A 22409-nucleotide genomic window follows, 5' to 3' on the forward strand; every position below is an offset into this window, starting at 1 on the left:
GCTCCGGCTGGGGAGTCCTCCAACCCGCCACGGACACCGGCGGCTTCACACCGTTGTCACGGACGGCACCCGACGCGCTTCTGGGGCCGGAGGCGCCGGCCGGGGCACCGTCCGCCGACCCTGGCGGGCAGTGTCGCCGGCGCCATGGTCGCCGCCCTGGACGGCACCGTCCTCACGAGTGCCCGGCCGACACTGCAACGCGATCCGGACGGGAGGGGCCACGGGCGGCCGCGCCCGGACTTCCCGGCGCCATCCCCACCGCAGTTCCCGCCGCCGCCCCCGCCGCCATTCATTCCCGGCGCCGTTCCCGCCGCAGCTCCCCCCGTTGCTCCCGACCCCCTCGGGCGGCCGTTCCCGCCGGTAGGAGCGACGCACAGCACATCGTTGGCGCTGTCGAAAGGGGGGCTTTCGAACCGTGTCTGCGCGACGATGAGGTCTGAGGTGGTTCCGGCGGGGTATGCCGGACCGCACCTTGATCGAACGCACCGGAGGATAGCGATGGCACAGCTGCGGCAAGAGGTCGACCCCGCCGAGGTCGGGCTGGACGGGAAGGCCCTGGACCGCCTCGACCAGCATGTCGCCCACTACGTCGACGAGGGCAGGCTGCCCGGTTTCCTCGTGGCCGTCGCCCGCGGCGGCCGGATCGCGCACCTCACCACGCACGGCCACCGCGACGTCGCCGCCGGCCTCCCCGTCGAGCCGGACACCCTGTGGCGGATCTACTCGATGACCAAGCCGGTCACCTCGGTCGCCGCGCTGATGCTGACGGAGGAGGGCCGGCTCTCCCTCGACGATCCGGTGGCCGCCCACCTTCCGGCCTTCGCCGACCCGCGGGTGTACGTCGGCGGCTCCGGCCAGGACATCGAGACCCGGCCGGCCGGGCGGCCGCTGCTGGTGCGCGACCTGATGACCCACACCGCGGGCCTGACCTTCGCCTTCTACCACTGCCACCCCGTCGACGCCTTGTACCGGGAGGCCGGGCTGGAGTCGGCGGTGCTGCCCGGTTCCGACCTGGCGACGACCGTCGAGGCGTACGCGCGTCTGCCGCTCCAGTTCGAGCCGGGCACGCAGTGGAACTACTCGGTGGCCACCAACGTCCTGGGCCGGATCATCGAGGTCGTCTCCGGCCGGCCCCTCGACGCGTTCCTCGCGGAACGCGTCTTCCGCCCGCTCGGGATGAGCGACGCCGGTTTCCAGGTCACGGGCGACCAGGCGGGCCGGCTGGCCGAGCTGTACGGCGGCACCGACGACGACGGGATCGAGCCGATCCCCGGGCTGCCGCTGTTCGGGCGGCCCCGGTTCCTGTCGGGCAGCGGCGGTATGGTGGCGACCGCATACGACATACACCGCTTCATGGAGTTGTTGCGCCGCCGTGGCGAACTCGACGGGACACGGCTGCTGAAGCCCGAGACGGTGGATCTGATGACCCGCAACCATCTCCCGGGCGGCGCCGACCTGCGCGCGGTCGGCAGTCGGCCGCCCACGACGAACCCGGCAACGACGGGGTCGGCTTCGGCCTCGGCGTCTCCGTGGTGATCGACCCGGCCCGCGCCCAGGCCCCCTCCGGGCTCGGCACCTACGGCTGGAGCGGGGTGGCCACGACGACGTTCTGGGTCGACCCGAGTCGCGATCTCACCGTCCAGTTCCTCACCCAGCTACGGCCGAAGAGGTCGCTGAAGCTCTACCCCGACCTCAAGCGGCTGGTCCACGAAGCGGTCACGGACTGACCGGCGGGCCGTCGACGCGCAGGGTGAACGGAACGCCCTCCCGGGCGAGTTCGCCGAGCCACTCCCGCGACCGCTCCTCCGTCTCGGCGGCGCGGTTGAGTCCCGCCGGCAGGGAGCCGTCCAGAAGGTGCCGCACGCCGAGCGCGAGGGGCCGGGAGACACAACGCGCCATCGCGCTCTCCTCCGCGTCGCCCACCATGTCCAGCAGGCAACTCCCTGACCATGAGGTGCCGTTGCGGGCCCGAACCGCCAGGGACACGGCGAGGACGACCCGGTCGCGGTCGGTGTCCGTCATCGGGTGGGCCGCCGCCAACTCGCGGGCCAGGGAGGCGATCCGGGTGTCGTCGCCCGCCTTCAGCTCCTCGAACACCGGCTCCCAGGCTCGACGCCAGCCGCCCAGCCGCAGGGTGCCGCGCACGAAGGTCCGCGCCTGCCAGGCGGCGGGGAGCCCGTACTGCTCGACGAAGGGCACGCTGTCGCGGTTGGGGTAGACCTCGAAGACCTCCCCGTCGACGAGGTGCGCGCGGGTCGCCTCCCACGGCCGCCCGGCGGTCGTCTCGGTGCCGCCCTCCACGTAACGGGCGGGCGAGCGGAGGGCGTTGAGGACTCCTAGGGGCGCCCAGCTGAAGCGGTAGCGGAAGTCGTCGGCGACCGCCGGGATGCCGCCGCAGTACGAGGTGAAGTGGTACGACGCCGGTGTGCCGTCCCCGACCGCGGCGCGTGCGCGGGCCACCAGGGCGTGCGCGAAGAGGTGGTCGATGCCGGGGTCGAGCCCCGCCTCGGTGAGGACGACGACGCCGGCGTCGACGGCCGCGGGGACCTGCTCCAGCACCGCGTCCGAGACATAGCTGGAGCAGGCGAAGTGCGCCCGCTCCGCCACGCAGGCCGCGAGCAGCGGGGCGTGTTCGCCGGCGGGCAGCATCGACACCACGACGTCACCGGGGGCCAGTTCGGAGGTGAGCGCGCGCAGGGTGAAGGCGCGCGGTTCGGCGCGTCCGGTCAGGCCCAGCCGGCCGAGGGCGTCGGCGGCGCGTTCCTCGGTGCGGTGCCACAGCCGGACCCGGTCGGCGTGCTCGCAGAGGGCGGCCAGTCCGCTGCCCGTGGACAGGCCGGCGCCGACCCAGTGGACGGTGCCGCTCGCGGGGAGGCGGTCAGTCACGGTGCCCGCTTTCCCCGTCGGGGCCGAGTCCGGCGCGGGCCCGCCGGAAGCGGGCCATGCATCGCGACCAGGCCGGGTTCACGTCGTACTCCAGCAGGAGGGGCAGCAGGGCGCGGGAGAAGTCGGCGCTGGACTCGCGCGGCAGCAGGGAGGGCAGGTTGTCGATGGCGATCAGGTCGAGCGGGGGTTCCTTGCGCAGCCGCCGGGCGGGCTCGGTCCACTCGGTCGTCCGGTCGTAGACCGGAAGGACGTTGAGGGGGGAGCCGACGTCACAGGTGACGTCGCAGAGGGTGCGCAGCCGGCGGGCGGGGTCGTCGAGGTCCCGCTCGCGCAGGAACGGCGGGATCGGGCTGGTGGCGAGGACGGCGTTGACCATGACGTCGTGGCCGAGCAGGGCCGCACGGTCGAGGTCGCGGGTCTCCGCCAGGTCCCAGCAGGTCGGGTGGACGCCTGCCGTGCCGAACGCGGCCCGTGCGCCGCGCCCGCTGCGGCCCAGGGCGCGACGACGAGTGCGGTGAGGTCCTCGTCGCCGGGGAGCGGGCGCAGGGTTTCGTCCAGGGTGTCCTTGTCGGTGGGGCGCAGGGGTGCCGTGAGCCGGCCCCGGTGCTGGAGCACCGCGAGGGCCGCGCCCAGATAGCCGGCCCAGTACCCGAACGCGGCGAGTCGGCGGCCCTCGTCGTCGACCAGGTACTCCAGGTCGAGGAGCGCCCCGCCCCCGGCGGCGAACCTGCGCAACAGGTGGGCGGCGCCCGGCTGTTCCTTGTAGGCGTGCCCGAAGTAGACGTGGTGGTGCGTCAGTTCGACGGGCTCGTCGGGGAGTTCCTTCAGGCCGAGGACGACCGTGCCGGGCGGCGCCGACGTCCAGGAGCCCGCGGGCACGACACGGGCGCCGACCGCCTCGTACGCCGCGACCGGGAAGATGCGCTGCGGGGACTCCTCGACCGTCAGTCGCACACCGCTGTCCACGAGGCGGCGGGCGTCGTCGGGGACGAGCGGGGTGCGGCGTTCGGTGGAGCGGACCTCGTGGCGCAGCCACAGGTGGCGTTCCGTCATACGCGGTTGACCTCCGGACGCGGGGCGTCGGCGGCGAACCGGCCGGCGCCGAGGGGGCTGACGTCCACGAAGGGTACGCGGCCGAGGCAGAGGTCGCGGACGACCTCGCCGACGGCCGGTCCCTGGAGGAAGCCGTGCCCCGAGAAACCGGTCGCATACAGAAAGCGGGATACCGAAGGCGCCTCGCCGATCAGGGCGTTGTGGTCCGGGGTGACCTCGTACAGTCCCGCCCAGCCGCCCGCGCGGCGCAGGTCGAGGAGGGCGGGGGCGCGGCGTTCCATCGCGGCGACCAGGCGCGGGATCCATCGCTCGTGGGTGTCGGTGGCGAAGCCGGGCCGCTCGTCGGGGTCCGACATGCCGACCAGCAGGCCGGGACCCTCGGCGTGGAAGTAGAGGCTGCTGGTGAAGTCGATCGTCATCGGCAGGCCGGGCGGCAGACCGCCGGGGAACGGTTCGGTCACCGCTATCTGGCGGCGCAGCGGCCGTACCGGCAGATCCACGCCCACCAGGCCGGCGACGGACCGCGACCAGGCACCGGCCGCGCAGACCACGGTGTCGGTGGTGATGCGGCCGAGGGTGGTCGTCACGGCGGTGATCCTGCTGCCCCGCGTTTCGATACCGGTCACCTCGGTGTGGCGCAGGATGCGCGCGCCGCAGCGGCGGGCGGCGGCCGCGTATCCGTGGACGACGGCCTCGGGCGTGCAGTGACCGTCGTCGGGCGAGTACGCGGCGGCCCGTAATCCCTCGGTGGTGATCAGCGGGGAGAGCCGACGGGCCTCGGCCGGGTCGATCATGCGGCTGGGCACGCCCAGCGCGTTCTGGAGCCGGACCCCCGCCTCGAAGGAGGCGACCTCCTCGGGCGTCGACAGCAGGAAGAGGTAGCCGACGCGGTGCAGTCCGATGTCGTAACCGATTTCCTCCCCGAACCGGGCGAACGCCTCCAGGCTGCGCGCGCCGAGCTGGATGTTCAGCTCGTCGGAGAACTGGGCGCGTACGCCGCCCGCGGCCTTCGAGGTCGAGCCCGCGCCGAGTTCGTCCCGCTCGACCAGCAGGACGTCCCGGACGCCGGCGGCGGCCAGATGGTAGGCGATGCTCGTCCCCATCACTCCGCCGCCGATCACGACGACCGAGGCTTGCGTGTTCACGCGGGCGGCTCCTTCCGGGCGGGCTGCCCGCGTCCCGCCGTCAGGCCGGGGCCACCGGGGCTGTCCGCTGTCGTGTGCCGTGGCTGTCGCGTGGCGTGACGGTGACCGTCGTGATCCTTACCCCGCACAGCGGCCCGCAGTACGCGACTTCAGGACAGTGCGCGCCTTCCGGGCGGTGCTCGACCTCCGGGCAGCCCGCGGCTACCGGGCGGTGCTCGACCTCCGGGCAGCCCGCGGCTACCGGGCGGTGCTCGACCTCCGGGCAGCCCGCGACGTACGGGCGGTACGCCCCTTCCGGGCAGCCCGCGGCTTCCGGGCGGTGCGCCGTCGAAGGACCGGTGCCCGGCGTCAGGACCAGTGCGCCACCGCGTCCAGGTGCGGCAGGCGGTGGTCGAGCCGCTCCCGCTTGGTGCGCAGATACGTGATGTTGTTCTCGCACGGCTCTATCAGCAGCGGCACCTCCTCGGCGACCTGGATGCCGTTCTCGACCAGCGCCTCCCGCTTGCGCGGGTTGTTCGACATCAGGCGGACGGAGCGCACGCCCATGTCGCGCAGCATGTCGGCGGCCACCTTGTAGTCCCGGGCGTCCACCGGGAAGCCCAGCGCGACGTTCGCCTCGACGGTGTCCAGGCCCTCCGCCTGGAGCGCCATCGCCCGCAGCTTGCCCAGCAGCCCGATGCCCCGGCCCTCGTGCCCGCGCAGGTAGACGACGATGCCCCGGCCCTCGGCGACGACGGCCCGCAGCGCGGACTCGAGCTGATCGCCGCACTCGCAGTGCTGGGAGCCGAACGCGTCACCGGTCAGGCATTCCGAATGCAACCGGGTCAGCACGTTCTCGGAACCCGGCTCGCCGTACACCAGGGCCACCTGCTCGTCGCCGCGGTCGTGGTCGAGGTAACCGATCGCCTGGAATTTGCCGTACACGGTGGGCAGCGGTGCATTCACCACGCGTTCCACACCGGTGCGCTGGGGGGACTTCTTGCCGAGCACGCCAAATTTGTCTGTCATGATCTGGTTCCTAAGCAGAGACGAAAGGCCGGGAAAAGATGAGTGGTTCGGGAATGCGGACGGCGGCGTACGGAGGACTGGTGCCGGCGGACACCACCGAGGACGTGCGGTCGCGCGGCGCGGACGTCCCGGTCCAGGTGGCGGTGCTGCCCGTCGGAAGCTTCGAACAGCACGGACCGTACCTGCCGTTGGCGACCGACACGCTCGTCGCGTGTGCGATAGCGCGGGAGATCGCCGCCGTGCATCCGGTGCACCTCCTCCCTCCGGTGACCATCGCCTGCTCGCACGAGCACGCGGACTGGCCGGGAACCGTCAGCATCTCCGCCGTCACCCTTCACGCGGTGGTACAGGACATCGCGGCCTCACTGCGCCGCTCGGGCGTCGAGGCCCTGGTGCTGGTCAACGGACACGGCGGGAACTACGTCCTGGGCAACGCGGTCCAGGAGTCCTCCGCCCGCGGCGAGCGGATGGCCCTCTTCCCGGCCGCCGAGGACTGGGAGGCGGCACGGCAGCGGTCCGGGATGTCGACCTCTCTGCTCACCGACATGCACGCCGGGGAGATCGAGACCTCGATCCTGCTGCACGCCCATCCCGAACTCGTCCGGCCCGGTTACGAGTCGGCCGATTTCACCGCGGACGACCGTCGCCATCTACTCACGCTGGGAATGTCCGCCTATACCGATTCGGGCGTCATCGGCCGTCCCTCCCTGGGGTCCGCGGAAAAGGGGAAGGAACTCCTGTCGAGCCTGGCGGATTCCTTCGGAACGTATTTCTCGATCCTGACGACCGGGACGACCGAGGGGGATTCCGACGGCGCCGCCGTGTGACGTCCGTCGCGGGGCTCCGCGTCCGGTACGACGCTGTCGGCCGCCGCGCTCCGGTTCCCGTCCCGCAGCCCGGTGTACCAGCGGGCGACCAGGACGACGAGGCCGGGCAGCGCGGCCGCGAAGCTGAGCACCCCGTACACGACGGCGACCGCGAGTCCGGTGCTCGCGCCGAGTCCGGCCGCGCCGAACGCCCAGGCGGTGACGCCCTCGCGAGGCCCCCAGCCGCCGACGTTCAGCGGCACGCCCATCGCGAGCAGGGCGAGGACCCCCAGCGGCAGCAGCGTGAGGACCGGGGCGGCGGAGCCGGCCGCGCGGGCGGCGACCACGAACGTGGCGAGATGCCCGGCCAGCACGACCGCCGACGACAGGGCGACGCCGGGCGCGTTGCGCCGGGACAACAGCCCCGCGCGCCCCTCGGCGTACGCCGCCCGCATCCGTCCGCCCCGGCGGGAGGCCGAGGAGTTCGTCCGCAGGGCGCGGACGACGATCAGCACGCCGAGCCCGCCGACCGCGGCGAGGCCGGCCAGCGGCACGAAGTGCCGTACGTCGGCCATGACCGGGGACGGCAGCGTCAGCAGGATCGTCACTCCTGCGACGGCCAGGACGAGTTGGCCCGCCGTGCGCTCCAGGACGACGGCCCGCACGCCGCGTCCGACGTCGCCGGTGCTCTGCCCGTGGCGCACCGCGCGGTGGACGTCGCCGAGGATGCCGCCGGGCAGGGCCGCGTTCAGGAACAGCGAGCGGTAGTAGTCGGCGACGGCGGGCCCGAGGGGCAGCCGGATGTTCAGTCCGCGGGCCACCAGCGCCCATCGCCACGCGCTGAACACGGTGGTGACGGCCCCGATCCCGAGCCCGAGCAGCAGGGTGGGGGCGTCGATCCGCCGCAGCCCGTCCAGGACGGCGCCGGTGCCCATCCGCCACAGCAGGACGCCGAGGATGACGACGCCGGCGAGGGTGCCGAGGTGGGTGCGCAGCGCCGCGAACCGGGAACGGGCGGCCGGCCGCGGGGCCCGCGGCTCGGTCACGATCACGCCGGTACGGGCCTCGGAGACGGCGGGGCCGGTACGCGCCGGGAACGTCACGGCCGCCGTACGCGCCGGGAGCGCCTTGGCCGCCGTACGGGGAACGGTCACGACCGTTCCCGTCCGGGTCGCGCCGTCGCGCGGGGCCGTCGTACGGCCGTCCGCGCGCGCCGCGCCGACAGCGGCGCCGCCGGGACGCGCGCGCCCACCGTCTCCGCGCTCATCAGACGCCGCCCGTGGGCCGGGGCAGGGCGAGGAGGTCGCTGTGGTGGACGGTGACGTGGAGTTCACCGGCGGCGCAGGCCGCGAGCCGGGCCGCGAGGTACGTCTCGGCGCGGGCGGCGAGGTCGGGGCGCTCCTCGACGGCGGCGCCGACCCAGCCGCGCAGCCACTGGGCGGTGAGTGCGGCCTCGTCGGGGCCGAGCCGCCAGGCGCTCGGGTGCACCTTGACGCTCGCGCCGTGGTCGGCGAACGCCTCGCAGGCCGCCGTGACCGAGTCGGGGCCGAGGAGGCCCCCGCGGCGTTGGTGGTCGTCGAAGGCGGCGGCGATCTCCTCGTCCATCGGGTCCTCGGCACTCAGTTCGACGCGCCCGGCGACGGAGAGGGTCAGCAGGGCGGGGCAGCCGGCGCCCGCGCAGGCCGCGGCGAGGGTGTCGATCTCCTCGCGGGTGAGGACGTCGAGCAGCGCCGACGCGGTCACCAGTGAGGCGCCGACCAGGGCGTCCGGGGTCAGCCGGGCGACGTCGCCGCGGCGGGTCTCGACGGTGACCCGGCTGCCGTCCGCGGCGACCCGCGGCGAGCCGACGGCCGCGAAGTGCAGCAGGTAGGGGTCGCGGTCGTGCAGGATCCAGTGCTGGGGGCCGTCGAGGCGGGGGGCGAGCCAGCGGCCCATCGAGCCGGTGCCGCAGCCCAGGTCGTGCACGACGAGTCCGCCGGTGCGGCCGGGCAGGTTGGCCAGCCGGATCCGCAGCGGGTCCAGCAGGTCGATCGCCCGTGCCCTGGCGTCGGCGGGCTCGCGCAGCCGCAGCCACTCGGGGGCGTAGCGGGGCGGTTCCTGCGCCGCGCCGTCCTCGTCCCGCAGCCGTACGGTCGGCCGCTCGCCGGGGCGGGTCACCGGGCCCGCGCCCTCGATGACACCTGACATGACACCGGTCGCCTGCGTCTCCATGTCCGAGGACACCTCCCGAGCTCCGGGCTGCGCCGGAATCCGTCCGATCTGCCGTGCCAGGTCGGCCGGGGTCACCGTGGTCTTCCTCATGCCGCCCTCCGGGGTTCGCCGGGAAGCCGGCCGAGGACGCCGGCGAGGCGCTGGGCGGTGGTCGCCCAGCCGTTGAGGGCCGCCCGCCGGCCTCGCGCGGCTGCCTTGAGCCGGCGCCGTACGTCCGCCTCGCCGAACCAGCCGCGCAGTTCGGCGGCGAGGGCGGCCGGGTCCTCCGGCGGGACGAGGATGCCGGGGACGCCGCCGTCGGGGGCGCGGCCGACCGCCTCGGGCAGGCCGCCCACATCGGTGGCGAGGACGGGGATGCCGCGGGCGAGGGCCTCGGTGACGGCCATGCCATAGGTCTCGGCGTAGGAGGCGAGGACCATCAGGTCGGCGGAGGCGTACGCGGCGTCCAGTTGGGCGCCCGCCTTCGGTCCGGCCAGTTCCAGCCGGTCCTCGAGGCCGTACCTGCTGATGAGGCCGCGCAGATGGGCCACGTACTCCGGGTCCTGGCCCAGGCCGCCCACACAGGAGCAGGTCCACGGCAGGTCGGTCACGGTGGCCAGCGCCTCGATCAGCCGGTGCTGTCCCTTGCGGGGCGACACGGTGGCCACGCACAGCAGACGGGAGACACCGTCGGTGCCGGAGGCGAGGGGTGCGATGTCGGCGCCGGGGGCGGCGTCGTGCACCTTCTCGGGGGCGAGGCCGTGGTGGGAGACGAGGCGGCGGACCGCCCAGTCGCTGGTGGCGATCACCGCGGGGACGGCGCGCAGCACCGCCCGCTCCCTGGCGTCGAGTTCGGCTGCGAGCACCGGGTCGAGCCCCGTCTCGTCGCTGAGCGGCAGATGCACCAGGACGGCGAGCCGCAGCCGTTGCGCTTCCGGTACGACGACCTCCGGGACGCCGCAGGCCACCAGCCCGTCCATCAGGACGACGGCGCCGTCGGGCAGCTCCCGCAGTGTGCGCGCCAGTTCGGCGCGGGCGGGAGCCTGCGGGTCGGGCCAGTCACCGGCGACCCGGTGCTTCTCGACCTGCCAGCCGAAGCCGGGAAGGTCGAGGCAGACACGGCGGTCGTAGGCGTTGCCCCCGCTGGGGTTCGCCCGGTCGTCGACGCCGCCCGGCATGACGAAGTGCACGGAACGCAGAGACATGGGGATGATCCCCCCGTTCTTCTTCGGGGTCGACGGCTGCGCGGGCAGATAGGCGAGCGGGGCCTTTTCCAACGTCAGGTCGGTCACAGCGCACGCTCGTAACTCGCCCAGGCGACGTGCGACTCGTGCAGGCTGACGGAGAGGGCGGCGATGCCCCGGGCGCCCTCGCCGAGCGCGCCCTTGTGGATCCGCTCGGCGAGCCGGTCGGCGATGACCTTGGCGAGGAACTCCGTGGAGGTGTTCACCCCGGCGAAGTCGGGCTCGTTGTCGAGGTTTCTGTAGTTCAGCTCGCTGACCACGGCGCCCAGTTCCTGGGTCGCCAGGCCGATGTCGACGACGATGTTGTCTTCGTCCAGCTGCTCGCGGCGGAAGGTGGCGTCCACGAGGAACGTCGCTCCGTGCAGGCGCTGAGCGGGTCCGAAGACCTCACCGCGGAAGCTGTGGGCGATCATGATGTGATCGCGGACCGTGACACTGAACAACGGACGACCCTCCAGGTGCGGCGCGTCTGGCCCCCCGGCCATCGGCCGCCGGGGGATGCCGTGTAGTACGGCTGTTGGCTTCCCCGTGTTCAGCCGACTCTCACTCTTTTCTCAGGTCAGGCGCTTTTGTCGTAGCGCACCCGGTGACACAGGGCCGCGATCGCCCCGCTCGTGAGCCGGGGCATCACCTCCGGCAACTCGTCGAAGGCGCTCTCCCCGGTGACGAGGGCGTCGAGCGCGGGGTCGGCGAGGAGGTCCAGGGCGAGGGCGAGCCGGTCGGCGTAGCTGCGGTTCGCTCGGCGCGGGGAGACGGTGCCGACCTGACTGCTGCGGATGACCAGTCGTCGGGAGTGGAAGGCCTCGCCGAGCGGCAGGGTGACCTTGCGGTCGCCGTACCAGCTCAGTTCGAGGACCGTGCCCTCGGCGGTCAGCAGTTCCAGGGAGCGGGCGAGGCCCTGCTCGGTGGCGCTGGCGTGCACGACGAGGTCGCAGCCGCCCAGTGCCTCCTCCGGGGAGGCGAAGCCGACGCCGAGCGCCTCGGCGGTCTTCGCCCGCGCCGGATCGGCGTCCACCAACTGCACGCGCACGCCCGGGAAGCGGCTCAGCAGCGCGGCCACCGAGCAGCCGACCATTCCGCCGCCGACCACCGCGATCCGGTCGCCCACCAGCGGTGCCGCGTCCCACAGCGCGTTCACGGCCGTCTCGACCGTGCCGGCGAGGACGGCCCGCCCCGCGGGCACGGAGTCCGGTACGACGGTGACGGCGCTCGCCGGGACGACGAAACGGGTCTGGTGCGGAAACAGGGAGAAGACGGTACGCCCGACCAGTTCCTCGGGCCCCTCCTCCACCACCCCGACGTTGAGGTAGCCGTATTTCACGGGCGCCGGGAAGTCGCCCTCCTGGAACGGCGCCCGCATCACGGCGTGCTGACTCTCCGGGACCCCGCCGCGGAAGACGAGGGTCTCCGTGCCACGGCTGACCCCCGAATACAGCGAGCGGACGACGACCTCGCCCTCCGCCGGGTCCGGCAGGGTCACGTCACGGATCTCTCCATGGCCCGGCGAACCGATCCAGAACGCACGTGCGGTGCGGTTCATCGGCGTCCTCCTGAACGTTCGGGAACTTGCTCACGTACCGAGGTGTGCACAGGTCGCGCACAGTACGCGGCCTTGATCGACTCTGTCACCTGGCCGGAGGATGTGCGGTGGCCCTGAACAACACTTACGACGCAAGGCTGGTCCAGCAGGAGACCGCTGTGGGAGCGGGCGTACAGATCCTGGTACTGGCCCTGCTCGGCACGGCGATCGGCATGGGCCCGGCAGGCTGGGTGACCGGCCTCGTCTTCGCCGTCGCCACCTGGGCGGTGCTCTCACGGGCACTGCACCGCTCGGGTCTGCGCACGTTCGGCCCGGCGAACCGGGTCACCCTCGGCCGGGCCACCCTGGTCGGCGGGGTGACGGCACTGGTCGCGGACTCCTTCGTGAGCGCGCCCCCGGTGTCCCTGCTGGTCGGCCTGACGGCCGTGGCCCTGCTGCTGGACGGCGTGGACGGCAAGGTGGCCCGACGCACGGGCACCTCCACGGCACTGGGCGCACGCTTCGACATGGAGGTCGACGCGTTCCTGATCCTCGTCCTCAGCGTGTACGTCTCCATGGCGCTGGGTCCCTGGGTCCTGCTGATCGGCGCGATGCGCTACGCCTTCGTCGCGGCGGCCCGCCTGGCCCCGTGGCTCAACGCCGCGCTCCCGCCGAGCACGGCCCGCAAGACGGTCGCCGCGATGCAGGGCGTCTGCCTCCTCGTCGCCGGCGCCGACCTGCTCCCGCACGCCGGCAACCTCGCGGTGGCCCTGCTGGCCCTGGCCCTGCTGCTGTGGTCCTTCGGCCGCGATGTGCTGTGGCTGTGGCGGGAGTCGCGGGCGAACCGGGGAAGCGGAAGCGAGAACGCGGGCGCGGGACCGGCACGAGCGGAGAAGAGGCTGGCCCTGGAACTCGAACTGGAGCTGGAGCTGGAAACTGGAACTGGCGGGGCGCTGAGCCTGGCTGGGCGCTGAGCCTGGCTGGGCGCTGAGCCTGGCTGGGCGCTGAGCCTGGCTGGGCGCTGAGCCTGGCCGGAGGCTCGTCCTGGCTGGGCGTTGCATCTGGCACACGACGTCGAGGGGCCCGGTCCGCTGAACGGATCCGGGCCCTCGTCGCCTGCGGGGGGGCTTTGCGCAACCGGTTCCGGGCGGTGGTCGTGTGGGGCTGTTCTGTGGGCGGTGGTCGTGTCGGGCTGTTCTGTGGACGGTGGTCGTGCGGTGCGGACTTTCTGTGGGCAGTGGTCGCCGGCGCTGGTGTCTCGGGGAGTGGTCGCCCGGCGCGGGTCGCCCGGCACCGGTCAGCAGGCAGCAGGCAGCAGGCAGCAGGCAGATCAAACCTCGGGCCGACCAGCCCGCCGGGAGACAGCAGGCCGTGCCGGGACCCACCAGCCCGTCCGGCGACTTGAGGACGAGGCCGTTCAGGCCGAACGGGGGTCCGGGGGCGGAGCCCCTGGAACAGGTGGGGCAATGAGGGGCAGGACGGCCGAGGTCAGGAGGCCTGCGCCAGGGCCCGCATCTGGTTGAAGACGTTCTTGCGCTGCATCTCCGCGGTACCGCCGGCGATGAGGGTGCCCAGTGCGTCCTGGAGGGCGTGCGCGGCGGGACCGTCCATGTAGCCGAGGTGACCGTAGACACGCAGCGCGGTCTCGGTGCCGAGCCTGAGCGTCTCGCCGGCGTGGTACTTGGCGGTGGAGCACAGCAGCGACGCCTGCCTGTCGCCGCGCAACAGGGCGTCCAGGGCGCCGTAGGAGACGTAGCGGGTCGCCTCGATGGCGAACTTGGCGTCGGTGATGCGGCCCTGGACGTACTGGTGGTCGGCGATCGGCTGCTTGAAGGCCTGCCGCCGGCGCGCGTACGCGAGCACCTCGTCCAGGTGGGGGTCGAGGTAGGCCGCGGCCAGCACCCCGTACAGCAGGCGGTCGAGGGCGATGGTGTTGTAGATCGCCTCGATGCCCGCGCCGATCTCGCCGACCAGGTGCCGGGCGTCCACCCGCACGTTGTCGAAGGCGAGGGGTCCGGTCGGGCTGGTCTGGTTGCCGATCATGCGCTCCACGGGTCCCTGGGTGATGCCCTCGTCGTGGAGGTCGACCATGAACAGGGTGATGTCCCGAGCGCCCTGCTCGGGCACGCGGCCCAGGACCAGGGCCATGTCGGCGACGGGGCCGTTCGTGATGTGGTCCTTGTGGCCGTTGAGGCGGTAGACGTCGCCGTCGCGGGCGGCGGACGTCCTGATCCGGGTGACGTCCGAGCCGCCGGTGGTCTCCGTCAGGGCGGTGGCGCCGACCTCCCCGGACAGTAACCGGGGCAGCCAGTAGCCCTTCTGGTCGTCCGTGCCGTAGACGAGCAGGGAACGGATCAGTCCCGCCTGCGCCACCATGGACAGGGAGAAGCCGAGGTCGCGGCCCCCCGCCGCGACGCCCTCGAAGGCGGCGGTGAAGTCCCACCAGGTGCCGCCGTCGCCGCCCCATTGCCGGTCCACGGCCAGCCGCCATATTCCGGCGTCGCTGATCTCCTGCCAGGACTCGCGGTCCAGGACGCCCTGCGCCCGGCAGTCGTCGGCGCGCTTGGCGACGGAGGAGGCGGCCAGGTCTGCGTAGCGTGCGCGCAGGGCCGGGTCGGTGAAGTGCTGGAGCATGGGTGTTCGTGTTCCTTTCGGATGTGGGCGGGGTCGGTTGACGGGCCGCGCGCGGGAGCCGGTTCAGCGGGCGGCGGCGGCCAGTTCGTGGACCTGTGCGACGGGGGCCGGCGTGAGGGCGGCCAGACTGCGGTCCAGACGGACCGTCAGCTCCTCCAGCTCGGCCTCGGTGCTGTTCAGCGGGGGTGCCACCATCACGGATTCCGTCAGGGCGTTCACACCGGACGGGTACAGCAGCAGGCCGTTGTCTCGGGCCGCCCGCACCAGGTCGTGTGCGACGCCGGGCGAGCGGTCGGGGTCGGCGTGCAGGCCCAGAGCGAATTGCAGGCCCCGGCCGCGGACGTCGCGCACCACGGCGTGGCGGGCGGCGACACCGTCCAGCAGCGCGCGCAGGTGGCGGCCGGAGCGCTCCGCGCGGGCGGGGATGTCGTGCTCTTTGAGGTACTCGACGGTGGCCAGGCCCGCCGCGGCGGCGAGCGGCGCACCGGCCATCGTGTGTCCGAACAGCACGGAGCCCAGCGGCTTGTCGAAGGCGGCGGCGATCTCGTCGCGGACCAGGACGGCGGACAGCGGCGCGTATCCGGCGGTCATCCCCTTGCCGAGCACCATCACGTCGGGGACGACCCCGGCGTGGTCGCAGCCGAACCACGCGCCGGTCCTGCCGAGGCCGGTCATGACCTCGTCGGCGATCAGTAGGAAGCCGTCGCGGTCGGCGAGTTCGCGCAGCCTGCGAAGGACGGCCGGGTCGCACGGGACGGCTCCCGAGGACGCTCCGCCGACCGGCTCGACGATCACGGCGGCCAGGTTCTGCGCCCGCACCTCGTCGATGGCCCGTTCCCACTGCTCGACGTCCGCGCGCATCTCGCCGTGCCGGGGGCGCACCTTGGCGACGGTGGCCTGGTTCGCCAGCAGGGGCGTGAGGTTGTGCTTGCGCAGGGGGTGTCCGGAGGCGCCGAGCGCACCGGCGGTCATGCCGTGGTAGCTGGGCTCCTCGGTCAGCACCGTGCACTTGAAGGGCCGGTAGGCCTGCGCGTGGAACACGGTCGTCAGGCGCAGCGCCATCTCGATCGCCTCGGAGCCCGAGTTGCAGTAGAGGGGATTGCCGAGGCTGCCCGGAGCGAGGTCCGTGAGCAGCCCGGAGAGCCGCTCCAGCGGCTCGGAGGTGAACTGGGTGCGGTACGCGAAGCTGATGGCGTCGAGCTGCTGGTGCATGCGGGAGGTGATCTCGGTGAGGCCGTGCCCGAGGTTGGTGTTGATCGCTCCGGAGCAGCCGTCCAGGTACTCCCGGCCATCGGTGTCGTAGACGTGGAGGCCGTCACCGTGACTGACCGTGGGAAGCATGTGTGTCTCCTAGCTGTGCGTGGGGTTGTCTTGCGGCAGGTGACCCGCCTGTGCTGCCTGTTGCGCCTGTCTTGCTTGTCGTGTCCGTCGTGTGACCGGTCCGTGGGGGCGGTCAGTACCAGGTCATGACGGCCGCGCCGGCCGTCATGCCGCCGCCGACGGAGGCCATCAGGACGCGCTCGCCGCGGTTCAGTGGCGCGGCACGGTGGCTTTCGCTCAGGGTCAACGGGATGGAGGCGGCGGCGGTGTTGCCGTAGCGGTCCGCGGTGACGGCGACCTTGCGGGAGTCGATGCCCAGCGTGTCGGCGAGCGTGTGCACCAGTCGCAGGTTGCCCTGGTGGAAGACCGCGCGGTCGATGTCGTCGAGGTGCAGGCCGGACTCGTCCAGCGCCTGGTGCACGGCTTTGGGCACGTGCTGCACGGCCCAGTCCTTGACAGCCCGTCCATTCATCCGGAAGTGGTGGGCGGCCGGGTCCTGGAGGGTGGCGGCCGGCCGCCGCGAGCCGCCGCCCTCGACCCGGACGTGGTCGGTGGTCGTCCCGTCCGCGAGCAGGGAGGTGGCGTGGATGCCGTAGCCGTCGGGGACGCGTCCCACCAGCACGGCGCCCGCACCGTCGCCGAAGAGGCTGACCGTCCTGCGGTCCGTCCGGTCCATGATCGTCGAATAGGTGTCTGCGCCGATGACCAGGACGTTGCGCCAGTCGCGGTGGGCGCACAGCATGGCGTCGGCCACGTCCAGGGCGTACAGGAAGCCGGAGCAGACGGCGTTCAGGTCGAAGGCCGGCACGGTGCCCAGCCCGAGCTGTGCCTGCACGAAGACGGCGGTCGCCGGCTGGGGCTGGTCCGGGGTCGTGGTCGCCACGATCAGCGCGTCGATCTCGCTCGGCTCGTACGGGGCCCCGTGCGGAGGGCTCAGTAACTGGGTCGCGGCGGCCGCGGCGAGGTCGGACGTCGCCGACTCCTCGTCCACGTACCGCCGTTCACGGACGCCGGTACGCTCCTCGATCCATTCCTCGCTGGTTGCCGCCCAGGCGCCGATCCGCTGGTTGTCCACGACACGGGACGGCACGTGTCCGGCGACACGAAGTATTCCATTCGGCATGGATTCCCCTTTTGAAGCATTGATCCCGTAATGACCAATCGGTGCTGTGAGACCCGTCTACCGCAGCCCTACGGCGGTAAACAATCACCCCACCGCTTGTGATTGGTATCACTGAGTGACATTCCAGCCACCGAAGGTGATGCCGGTCGGGCCAAAATGTTCCGAGATTCGCATTATGTCCGCCTCGCGGTTCTCCTCCTGCGGGCCGAAAGGGATACTGCGCCACGGCGTACGATCGCGACACAGCCGGAGACGACGCAGGCAAGGACAGACAGCCGGGCAGTCCGGGGCGGAGCTCGGTACCGACCACCCCACACCTGCTTTGCACAGCAGTTGAACGATCCGCAAGGGGAGTCTTCAGGTCATGGCCGAAGACATTTCATCGCATGCCGTCAACCATGGACCGGAATGCCGTTACCGCTGAACCTTTTCGGCAGGCTGACATGGGGCGCCGGTCGATGTTCGGCGCCGGTCGAGGTGCTCGCGCACAGCCGACCAGCCCCCAGGCTCTGCCGTCGAGGCGCTCCTGGCTGGTGGATCACAGTCCGCCGCACGCACCCCGGGCGCCGGCCCTCGAGGTCAACAGACGGCATCCGCGCCGCCCAGGCCGACCTGCTCGACGCACTGCCCGGCATCACCTCGCTGAACCAAACCGTGATCGCGGCCGACACCACTGCAGGACGTGGGGCGGCCTTCATCTGCTCCCGTGCTCCGGCCAGGGTCCCTACCGAGCAGCGACGAGGCGATGACCGCCGCTGGTGGCTTAATTCACCAGTAGTGCCGTCGATTGTTCACGGGCTTGGGCGCTCCGGTCCATGACGCCTGGTGGGTCCAGGCCTGCAAGATCCACGGCGAGCGGGGCGGCACCCGGGAGCTGATCGAGGTCCTGCTACTGAACCGGCACCTCGCCCACGAACACGTCGTCGTGGGACTGGCCACCGCCCTGCGGCTGGCGCCCTCACTGCCGACGCTGCCGCGCTGGAAGCCCGGAAGGCTGCTCAGGCAGAGGACGAGCCGATCGTCGGTGCCTCCGTCCCAGGGCTGCACGGCGAGACGCCGGCGACCGTCACGTCGCTGCCCTGGACCTGGGCCACAACGCGCTCACGTCGATTCCCGACGAGCTGGGCAGGCTGACGGAGCTCAGCGACTGCCTCTACCTGCACGACAACCAGCTGTCACGGATTCCGGACGCCGTGGGAAAGCTGACCAGGCTGCGATACCTCAACATCGGCGAGAACACCCTCACGACCCTCCCCGAGGCCATCGGCAGGATGACGAGCCTCATCGAGCTCAGGGCACAGCACAACCGGCTGACCACGTTGCCCGACTCCATCGGCCGGCTCCGCAACCTGCGCGAGCTCTGGCTCCGAGGAAACACGATCGAGCACTTGCCGCCGTCGACTGCTGAACTGCACGAACTGCGTCACTTGGACCTGCGCGAGAACTTTGTGTCGGAGCTGCCGCCGTCGCTGGCCGGCCTGCCGCGGCTACGTCAGATCGACCTGCGGAGCAACCGCCTCAGCCACTTGCCGGACTGGCTCACTCTGCTTCCATCGATGGAGAAGCTCGATCTGCGATGGAACAACATCGATCCCTCCCTGCCGCTGCTGACCGAACTCGAGCGACGGGGATGTGTCGTCTTGACGTGAGCGAGACGACACGCGATCTCTCACAGAAGTGCCGTCCGCCCTGGACGGAACGGCCCCTACGCTGGTCGCTGCGGAGCGGATCGCGGGACTGTGCCCGTCTCTCGTGAGACACGGGCTCGTCCATGCCCCGTGACAGGGGAATCGCCGCGATATCTCACACCCATGACAGTGCACCTTCCCCGGAAACCGGCGCTGACCTGCGCCAACGCGCAGACCCTCGCTGTCTCTCATCCCACTGCCACAAACCCGAGAGATCGTACGAAGGACACCTCCGCGTACCCAGGAGACGCATCGAACGAATCGCCGTCGCCTCCAAAGACGACAGTCAGGACGGCGAGAGCGGCGGGGACCAGGAGGAACGAGAGCTCAAGCGCGCTGCATGGATCGGCAACCAGCGCTCGCGGGCCGCGGCCCTCTCCCCCGAGCGCGTGGAACAGCTCTTTGCCATCGGCATGCGCTGGACATGATGTACGGATGGGAAGCAGGGCCGGGACAGGATGAGCCGGCCAGCGCCGATGGTTCACCGCAGCCACGCATCCATGCGCTGTGCGGATCATGCGGCCAGCCCTCGCCGACGCGTAGCCGGCGGGTGTGCCAACGGCGGTCGGAGCGGTCCCTGATGCTCGCGCGGGAGCGGCGCCTCTCGTCGCCCGGTGAATCGGACAACTGCTCCTGGAGCATGCGACGACATCGTGGACGGCCGGGCGAAGCACCGGCTCGGCGAGATCAACCCATCCACGACCGTGACGACCGCGACAGCTCAATGAGCCACGGCATTGCCCGGCCTGCCGTAGTCCGCCAGAGCCTCGGCGGCCCGGCTCCGGTATGCACGGAAACGGCGCAGGTACGACCGTGCCAGAGGGCCAGGCGGGACCCCCCTGGCGAAGGCTCGCATGTTGCGTTCGCCCGCGTTGTAGCCCAAGGCGAGGAGTTCGTCGCGCGTGTAGCGGCGCACGTGCCGCCTCGGAAGGCTCCGGTCGAGGTCCTTCAGGTGCAAGGCCGCCGCGTGGATGGCGAAAGCGGGATCGTCGCGAAGGTCTTGCCACCGCTCCGACAGTCCGTGCGTTCGCCGAACCCGCTCGAACGTCGCACGGTGCATGTTGGCCACTCCGAAGGCCGCCTCGGGCTTCCACCACTGCCACAGCCGCTCCAACAGCGGATGGTGCGGCTTGTACGCCTCATTGTGGAGCACGGTCATCACGAGCAGGGGCGACACTGCGGCCTCCTCCGCGCTGCGCACGACATACGCGGCGTAGTCGGCCGGATCGTAGCCACCGGGCCGCAACGGTGGCGTCCGAACGCCACCGCGGTCCACCGGTTGCGACCGTTGCTTCGACGCCGCCGTCGACCGCTCGGCCATCCCCACTCACCTCTCCCCTGCCGCCTGCCCCCGCCTGAACAGCATGATGTCTGCCATCCAGAGGTGCGCGTGCCCGCGCTGGACCGGCCTCAATCCAGCACACCGGATCGCCGATCCGCCTCCCCCAGCCCGTGCACGCCGCCACGACATAGCGATCCGCTGTACTCACAGGTCACATTACGAAGCGCCCCGATGCCATCCGGCTTCCAGCCAACGAGTCGCTGCCCCACGCCGCAGCTTGGCCCGCGGGCGAACCCATCCGCCAACGGCACTCGAACACAGGCGCGCGCCAGCCCGCCCACCGCCATGCCCTGCCCTGCCCCAGACACAGGCAGCTTGTCCAAGCGTCGCCGCACACACGATCACCGCACCTGAACCCTGCACAACGCAGATGACACGACCCGATCCCCAACCAGCCAACTGAAGACCCACAGGCCGGCTCCCCCCACCCCAGCCCAGCTCAGCACCCACCATCCGTGAGGTCGATATTTTGGCGGGTCGCCCGCCCGTCGAATGCGGCGAAGATCCGACCAGGGAGGGACGGGCTTCGTGCCATGGTCGTACGGCGGTTGTGCGCCGTCCGGCCCGGTACCGCGACCGGGCGTCAGCCGGCCCGGCGGGCGGTGACCAGCAGGTACTCCCACTCCATGACCGTCCCGTCCCGCCCCGCCGCCAGATTCCCGTCGCGGGCCAGGGCCGCCAGGTCCCGGTCCAGTGCGGCGGCCCGATCGGGCTCGCCCGCGATGTTCTTGTAGACGGAGATGGTCGGGCCGTAGCGCTCCTTGAAATAGTCCCGGAACGCCTCGGGCGTGGGGAAGAGGTCGATCCGGACCGTCCGGCGCTCGGCGCGCACGTCCGTGACCCGGTCGCCGAGGAGGCCGCGCACATGGTCCTCGTCCCCCCACAGCGGGGGCGGCGGCGCCCCCGGCGGGGGGCGGCGGCGCGTAGGGCTTCATCGCGGCGAACATCCGGCCGATGAACCCCTGGGGCGTCCAGCTCAGCAGGCCGATGGTGCCGCCGGGGCGGCAGACCCGGACCATTTCGTCGGCGGCCTGACGATGGTGCGGGGCGAACATCACGCCGACGCAGGACAGCACGGTGTCGAACTCCGCGTCGCCGAACGGCAGGGCCTCGGCGTCGGCCTCCTGCCAGGTGAGCTGAGCGCCCTGCTCGGCGGCCACGCGCCGACCGGCCTCGAACAGTTCGGGGGTCAGGTCGGAGGCGACGACGTCCGCACCGGCGAGGGCCGCCGGGATCGCGGCATTGCCGGAGCCGGCCCCGACGTCCAGGACCCGCTGGCCGGGGCGCACGTCGCACGCCTCGACCAGGACCGCCCCCAGTTCGGGGATGACCTCGGAGGCCACGGACGGGTAGTCCCCCTGGGCCCACATCGCGCGGTGCTTGGCCTTCAGCGCACGGTCGGCGTCGGTCGTGCTGTTCTGCGTCGTCATGGCTGCGCTCCTCACCGGTCGGACGGCGGTTTCGCGCCGACGGTCTCGAGCGAGCTCCGCCTCCTCCTTACGAGCGTAGTGACGAGCCGGGAGAGTGTCTCGCCGTCTGATGCTTGGGATTCGGCGTGCCGGGCGAGCGCGTTGAGGGCATCACCGGTCAGAGGAAGCACCTGCACAAAAGCGCCGGAGGGCTTTGACGGCCAGGTAGTCGATGACGCCCTTGGCGAGCAGGAGTATGAGAGTGTCGGCTTCGGGTTGCTCACTGCTGGTGGGCATGTGCCGGCCCTCGAAGGCGATCTGGTCGGCGGGATGCCATGGCTTGTGGACCGCTAGTCCCAGAAGAGCGCCCAGGGCAGTGCTGAAGTGCTCTCGTGCGGCGAACAACCGGCGTTCCAACGGGCGTGCAAGCCCTCGCGCAGTACATCGAGCGGGAAGGCGGCCTGCCGCGGCGGGCCGTCGTCGAGCGGCTGCCCGATGGCAGCGAGCACCGCACCGGGATCTGGATCGGCAACCAGAGAGCCCGCCGCGACCGGCTCCACGCCGAACAACTCGCCTCATTCGCTGACCTCGGCGTGGAGTGGGCGCGGTAAGGAGGGGATGAAACCGCGTGGAAGTGACGGAGATCCGCTGAGAGGATCCCAGACATGGCAAGCCCCACCGCGGAAGAACTTCTCGCCAGTGTCAGCGGTCTGACCCCTGAGCGCGCGCAGCAGGTTGCTGACGACATCGATGAGTGCAGACGCCTGCTGGCGACGGGCGCCGACATGGATGCAGTACAGCAGCATCTGAAAGATCAAGGCGTCGGCATGATCCAGGCCATCCTCATCACCACCCGGCTCCTGGGCGACCACCCCAGCAGACTGCGCGCGGCACGAGAGGCCGTGGAGGGCAGCCCAGCCCGAAACGCAACACCCCCTGAGTAGGTTTCTTCCATCTCAGGCACGTGGAACGGCAGCCTGCCCGGCGAGCCAGGCCGTCGTCGAACGGCTCCCCCCCCACACACACACCAGACGGAGCACCG

General features: G+C 71.8%; 17 protein-coding genes and 4 pseudogenes. 6 read left to right on the forward strand and 15 right to left on the reverse strand.

Going from position 1 to position 22409, the window contains the following annotated elements:
• Positions 1–498 precede the first annotated feature (498 nt).
• A pseudogene (locus BM536_RS07995) lies at positions 499–1727 on the forward strand (serine hydrolase domain-containing protein).
• Here BM536_RS07995 and BM536_RS08000 read toward each other — a convergent pair.
• The 4 genes and pseudogenes from BM536_RS08000 to ribA all read right to left on the reverse strand — a co-directional run bounded on the left by BM536_RS08000 (position 1717) and on the right by ribA (position 6092).
• On the reverse strand, positions 1717–2886 hold the full coding sequence (locus BM536_RS08000) for a saccharopine dehydrogenase family protein (protein WP_094102746.1): 1170 nt from the start codon (positions 2884–2886) through the stop codon (positions 1717–1719). The pseudogene BM536_RS07995 and the gene BM536_RS08000 sit on opposite strands and share 11 nt — an antisense overlap.
• A pseudogene (locus tag BM536_RS08005) lies at positions 2879–3939 on the reverse strand (saccharopine dehydrogenase). The gene BM536_RS08000 and the pseudogene BM536_RS08005 overlap by 8 nt, the downstream one beginning before the upstream one ends.
• Entirely contained in the window at positions 3936–5084 is a 1149-nt protein-coding gene (locus BM536_RS08010; RefSeq protein WP_073497102.1) for an NAD(P)/FAD-dependent oxidoreductase, read from the reverse strand. Before BM536_RS08010 ends, BM536_RS08005 begins: the two are co-directional and overlap by 4 nt.
• 348 nt (positions 5085–5432) lie before the next feature.
• Positions 5433–6092 carry a GTP cyclohydrolase II gene (ribA, locus tag BM536_RS08015; RefSeq protein ID WP_073497104.1) on the reverse strand — a complete coding sequence of 220 codons (660 nt, stop codon included), beginning with the start codon at positions 6090–6092 and terminating at the stop codon, positions 5433–5435.
• 38 nt (positions 6093–6130) lie between these two features.
• Between ribA and BM536_RS08020 the strand changes: the two genes are divergently transcribed.
• Entirely contained in the window at positions 6131–6919 is a 789-nt protein-coding gene (locus tag BM536_RS08020; protein WP_073497106.1) for a creatininase family protein, read from the forward strand.
• 173 nt (positions 6920–7092) lie between these two features.
• Here BM536_RS08020 and BM536_RS44305 read toward each other — a convergent pair.
• The 5 genes and pseudogenes from BM536_RS44305 to BM536_RS08045 form a co-directional block, all read right to left on the reverse strand.
• A pseudogene (locus BM536_RS44305) lies at positions 7093–7833 on the reverse strand (lysylphosphatidylglycerol synthase transmembrane domain-containing protein); the annotation flags it as partial.
• Positions 7834–8164: 331 nt separating this feature from the next.
• Complete coding sequence (locus BM536_RS08030; RefSeq protein WP_107439565.1) at positions 8165–9199, reverse strand: class I SAM-dependent methyltransferase; 1035 nt, start codon at positions 9197–9199, stop codon at positions 8165–8167.
• Positions 9196–10380, reverse strand: a complete 1185-nt coding sequence (locus BM536_RS08035; RefSeq protein WP_073497111.1) for a glycosyltransferase family 4 protein — start codon at positions 10378–10380, stop codon at positions 9196–9198. The genes BM536_RS08030 and BM536_RS08035 overlap by 4 nt, the downstream gene beginning before the upstream one ends.
• A complete protein-coding gene (locus tag BM536_RS08040; protein ID WP_073497113.1) occupies positions 10377–10775 on the reverse strand; it encodes a 6-pyruvoyl trahydropterin synthase family protein in 399 nt (132 codons plus the stop codon). Before BM536_RS08040 ends, BM536_RS08035 begins: the two co-directional genes overlap by 4 nt.
• A gap of 116 nt (positions 10776–10891) precedes the next feature.
• A complete protein-coding gene (locus BM536_RS08045; RefSeq protein WP_073497115.1) occupies positions 10892–11872 on the reverse strand; it encodes a zinc-dependent alcohol dehydrogenase in 981 nt (326 codons plus the stop codon).
• Between the two features lie 107 nt (positions 11873–11979).
• Here BM536_RS08045 and BM536_RS08050 point away from each other — a divergent pair, with 107 nt between their 5' ends.
• Complete coding sequence (locus tag BM536_RS08050; protein ID WP_079275153.1) at positions 11980–12825, forward strand: CDP-alcohol phosphatidyltransferase family protein; 846 nt, start codon at positions 11980–11982, stop codon at positions 12823–12825.
• Between the two features lie 514 nt (positions 12826–13339).
• Here the strand turns inward: BM536_RS08050 and BM536_RS08055 are convergent.
• The 3 genes from BM536_RS08055 to BM536_RS08065 all read right to left on the reverse strand — a co-directional run bounded on the left by BM536_RS08055 (position 13340) and on the right by BM536_RS08065 (position 16928).
• Positions 13340–14485 carry an acyl-CoA dehydrogenase family protein gene (locus BM536_RS08055; protein ID WP_094102748.1) on the reverse strand — a complete coding sequence of 382 codons (1146 nt, stop codon included), beginning with the start codon at positions 14483–14485 and terminating at the stop codon, positions 13340–13342.
• 63 nt (positions 14486–14548) lie between these two features.
• On the reverse strand, positions 14549–15826 hold the full coding sequence (locus BM536_RS08060) for an aminotransferase class III-fold pyridoxal phosphate-dependent enzyme (RefSeq protein ID WP_094102749.1): 1278 nt from the start codon (positions 15824–15826) through the stop codon (positions 14549–14551).
• Positions 15827–15938: 112 nt separating this feature from the next.
• The gene (locus BM536_RS08065; protein ID WP_073492486.1) at positions 15939–16928 is read right to left on the reverse strand and encodes a 3-oxoacyl-ACP synthase III family protein; all 990 of its coding nucleotides are present in this window, start codon (positions 16926–16928) and stop codon (positions 15939–15941) included.
• A gap of 1085 nt (positions 16929–18013) precedes the next feature.
• Here BM536_RS08065 and BM536_RS08075 point away from each other — a divergent pair.
• Positions 18014–18577 (forward strand): leucine-rich repeat domain-containing protein, encoded by a 564-nt coding sequence (locus BM536_RS08075; protein WP_425444615.1) that lies wholly within the window; start codon positions 18014–18016, stop codon positions 18575–18577.
• Between the two features lie 760 nt (positions 18578–19337).
• On the opposite strand, the gene BM536_RS08085 is transcribed toward BM536_RS08075, so the two are convergent.
• The 3 genes and pseudogenes from BM536_RS08085 to BM536_RS43915 all read right to left on the reverse strand — a co-directional run.
• Positions 19338–19937 carry a lysozyme family protein gene (locus tag BM536_RS08085; protein WP_073492484.1) on the reverse strand — a complete coding sequence of 200 codons (600 nt, stop codon included), beginning with the start codon at positions 19935–19937 and terminating at the stop codon, positions 19338–19340.
• Between the two features lie 604 nt (positions 19938–20541).
• Entirely contained in the window at positions 20542–20823 is a 282-nt protein-coding gene (locus tag BM536_RS43910; RefSeq protein WP_281258560.1) for a hypothetical protein, read from the reverse strand.
• Positions 20824–20995: 172 nt separating this feature from the next.
• Positions 20996–21388: pseudogene (locus BM536_RS43915) on the reverse strand (class I SAM-dependent methyltransferase); the annotation flags it as partial.
• A gap of 401 nt (positions 21389–21789) precedes the next feature.
• Here BM536_RS43915 and BM536_RS08100 point away from each other — a divergent pair.
• Positions 21790–21978, forward strand: coding sequence for a hypothetical protein (locus BM536_RS08100; protein ID WP_094102750.1), 189 nt, complete (start codon positions 21790–21792; stop codon positions 21976–21978).
• Positions 21979–22032: 54 nt separating this feature from the next.
• Complete coding sequence (locus BM536_RS08105) at positions 22033–22311, forward strand: hypothetical protein (RefSeq protein WP_073492482.1); 279 nt, start codon at positions 22033–22035, stop codon at positions 22309–22311.
• Positions 22312–22409: the final 98 nt, after the last annotated feature.

Source organism: Streptomyces phaeoluteigriseus (genome assembly GCF_001896135.2).
Classification (GTDB): Bacteria; Actinomycetota; Actinomycetes; order Streptomycetales; family Streptomycetaceae; genus Streptomyces; species Streptomyces phaeoluteigriseus.

Excerpts from the sequence above, each read along its gene's own strand:
- BM536_RS08085 (WP_073492484.1), bottom strand. The coding sequence starts at position 19,937 with ATGGCCGAGCGGTCGACGGCGGCGTCGAAGCAACGGTCGCAACCGGTG.
- BM536_RS08105 (WP_073492482.1), top strand. The coding sequence starts at position 22,033 with ATGGCAAGCCCCACCGCGGAAGAACTTCTCGCCAGTGTCAGCGGTCTG.
- ribA (WP_073497104.1), bottom strand. The coding sequence starts at position 6,092 with ATGACAGACAAATTTGGCGTGCTCGGCAAGAAGTCCCCCCAGCGCACC.
- BM536_RS08045 (WP_073497115.1), bottom strand. The coding sequence starts at position 11,872 with ATGAACCGCACCGCACGTGCGTTCTGGATCGGTTCGCCGGGCCATGGA.
- BM536_RS08055 (WP_094102748.1), bottom strand. The coding sequence starts at position 14,485 with ATGCTCCAGCACTTCACCGACCCGGCCCTGCGCGCACGCTACGCAGAC.
- BM536_RS08020 (WP_073497106.1), top strand. The coding sequence starts at position 6,131 with ATGAGTGGTTCGGGAATGCGGACGGCGGCGTACGGAGGACTGGTGCCG.
- BM536_RS08065 (WP_073492486.1), bottom strand. The coding sequence starts at position 16,928 with ATGCCGAATGGAATACTTCGTGTCGCCGGACACGTGCCGTCCCGTGTC.
- BM536_RS08060 (WP_094102749.1), bottom strand. The coding sequence starts at position 15,826 with ATGCTTCCCACGGTCAGTCACGGTGACGGCCTCCACGTCTACGACACC.
- BM536_RS08030 (WP_107439565.1), bottom strand. The coding sequence starts at position 9,199 with ATGAGGAAGACCACGGTGACCCCGGCCGACCTGGCACGGCAGATCGGA.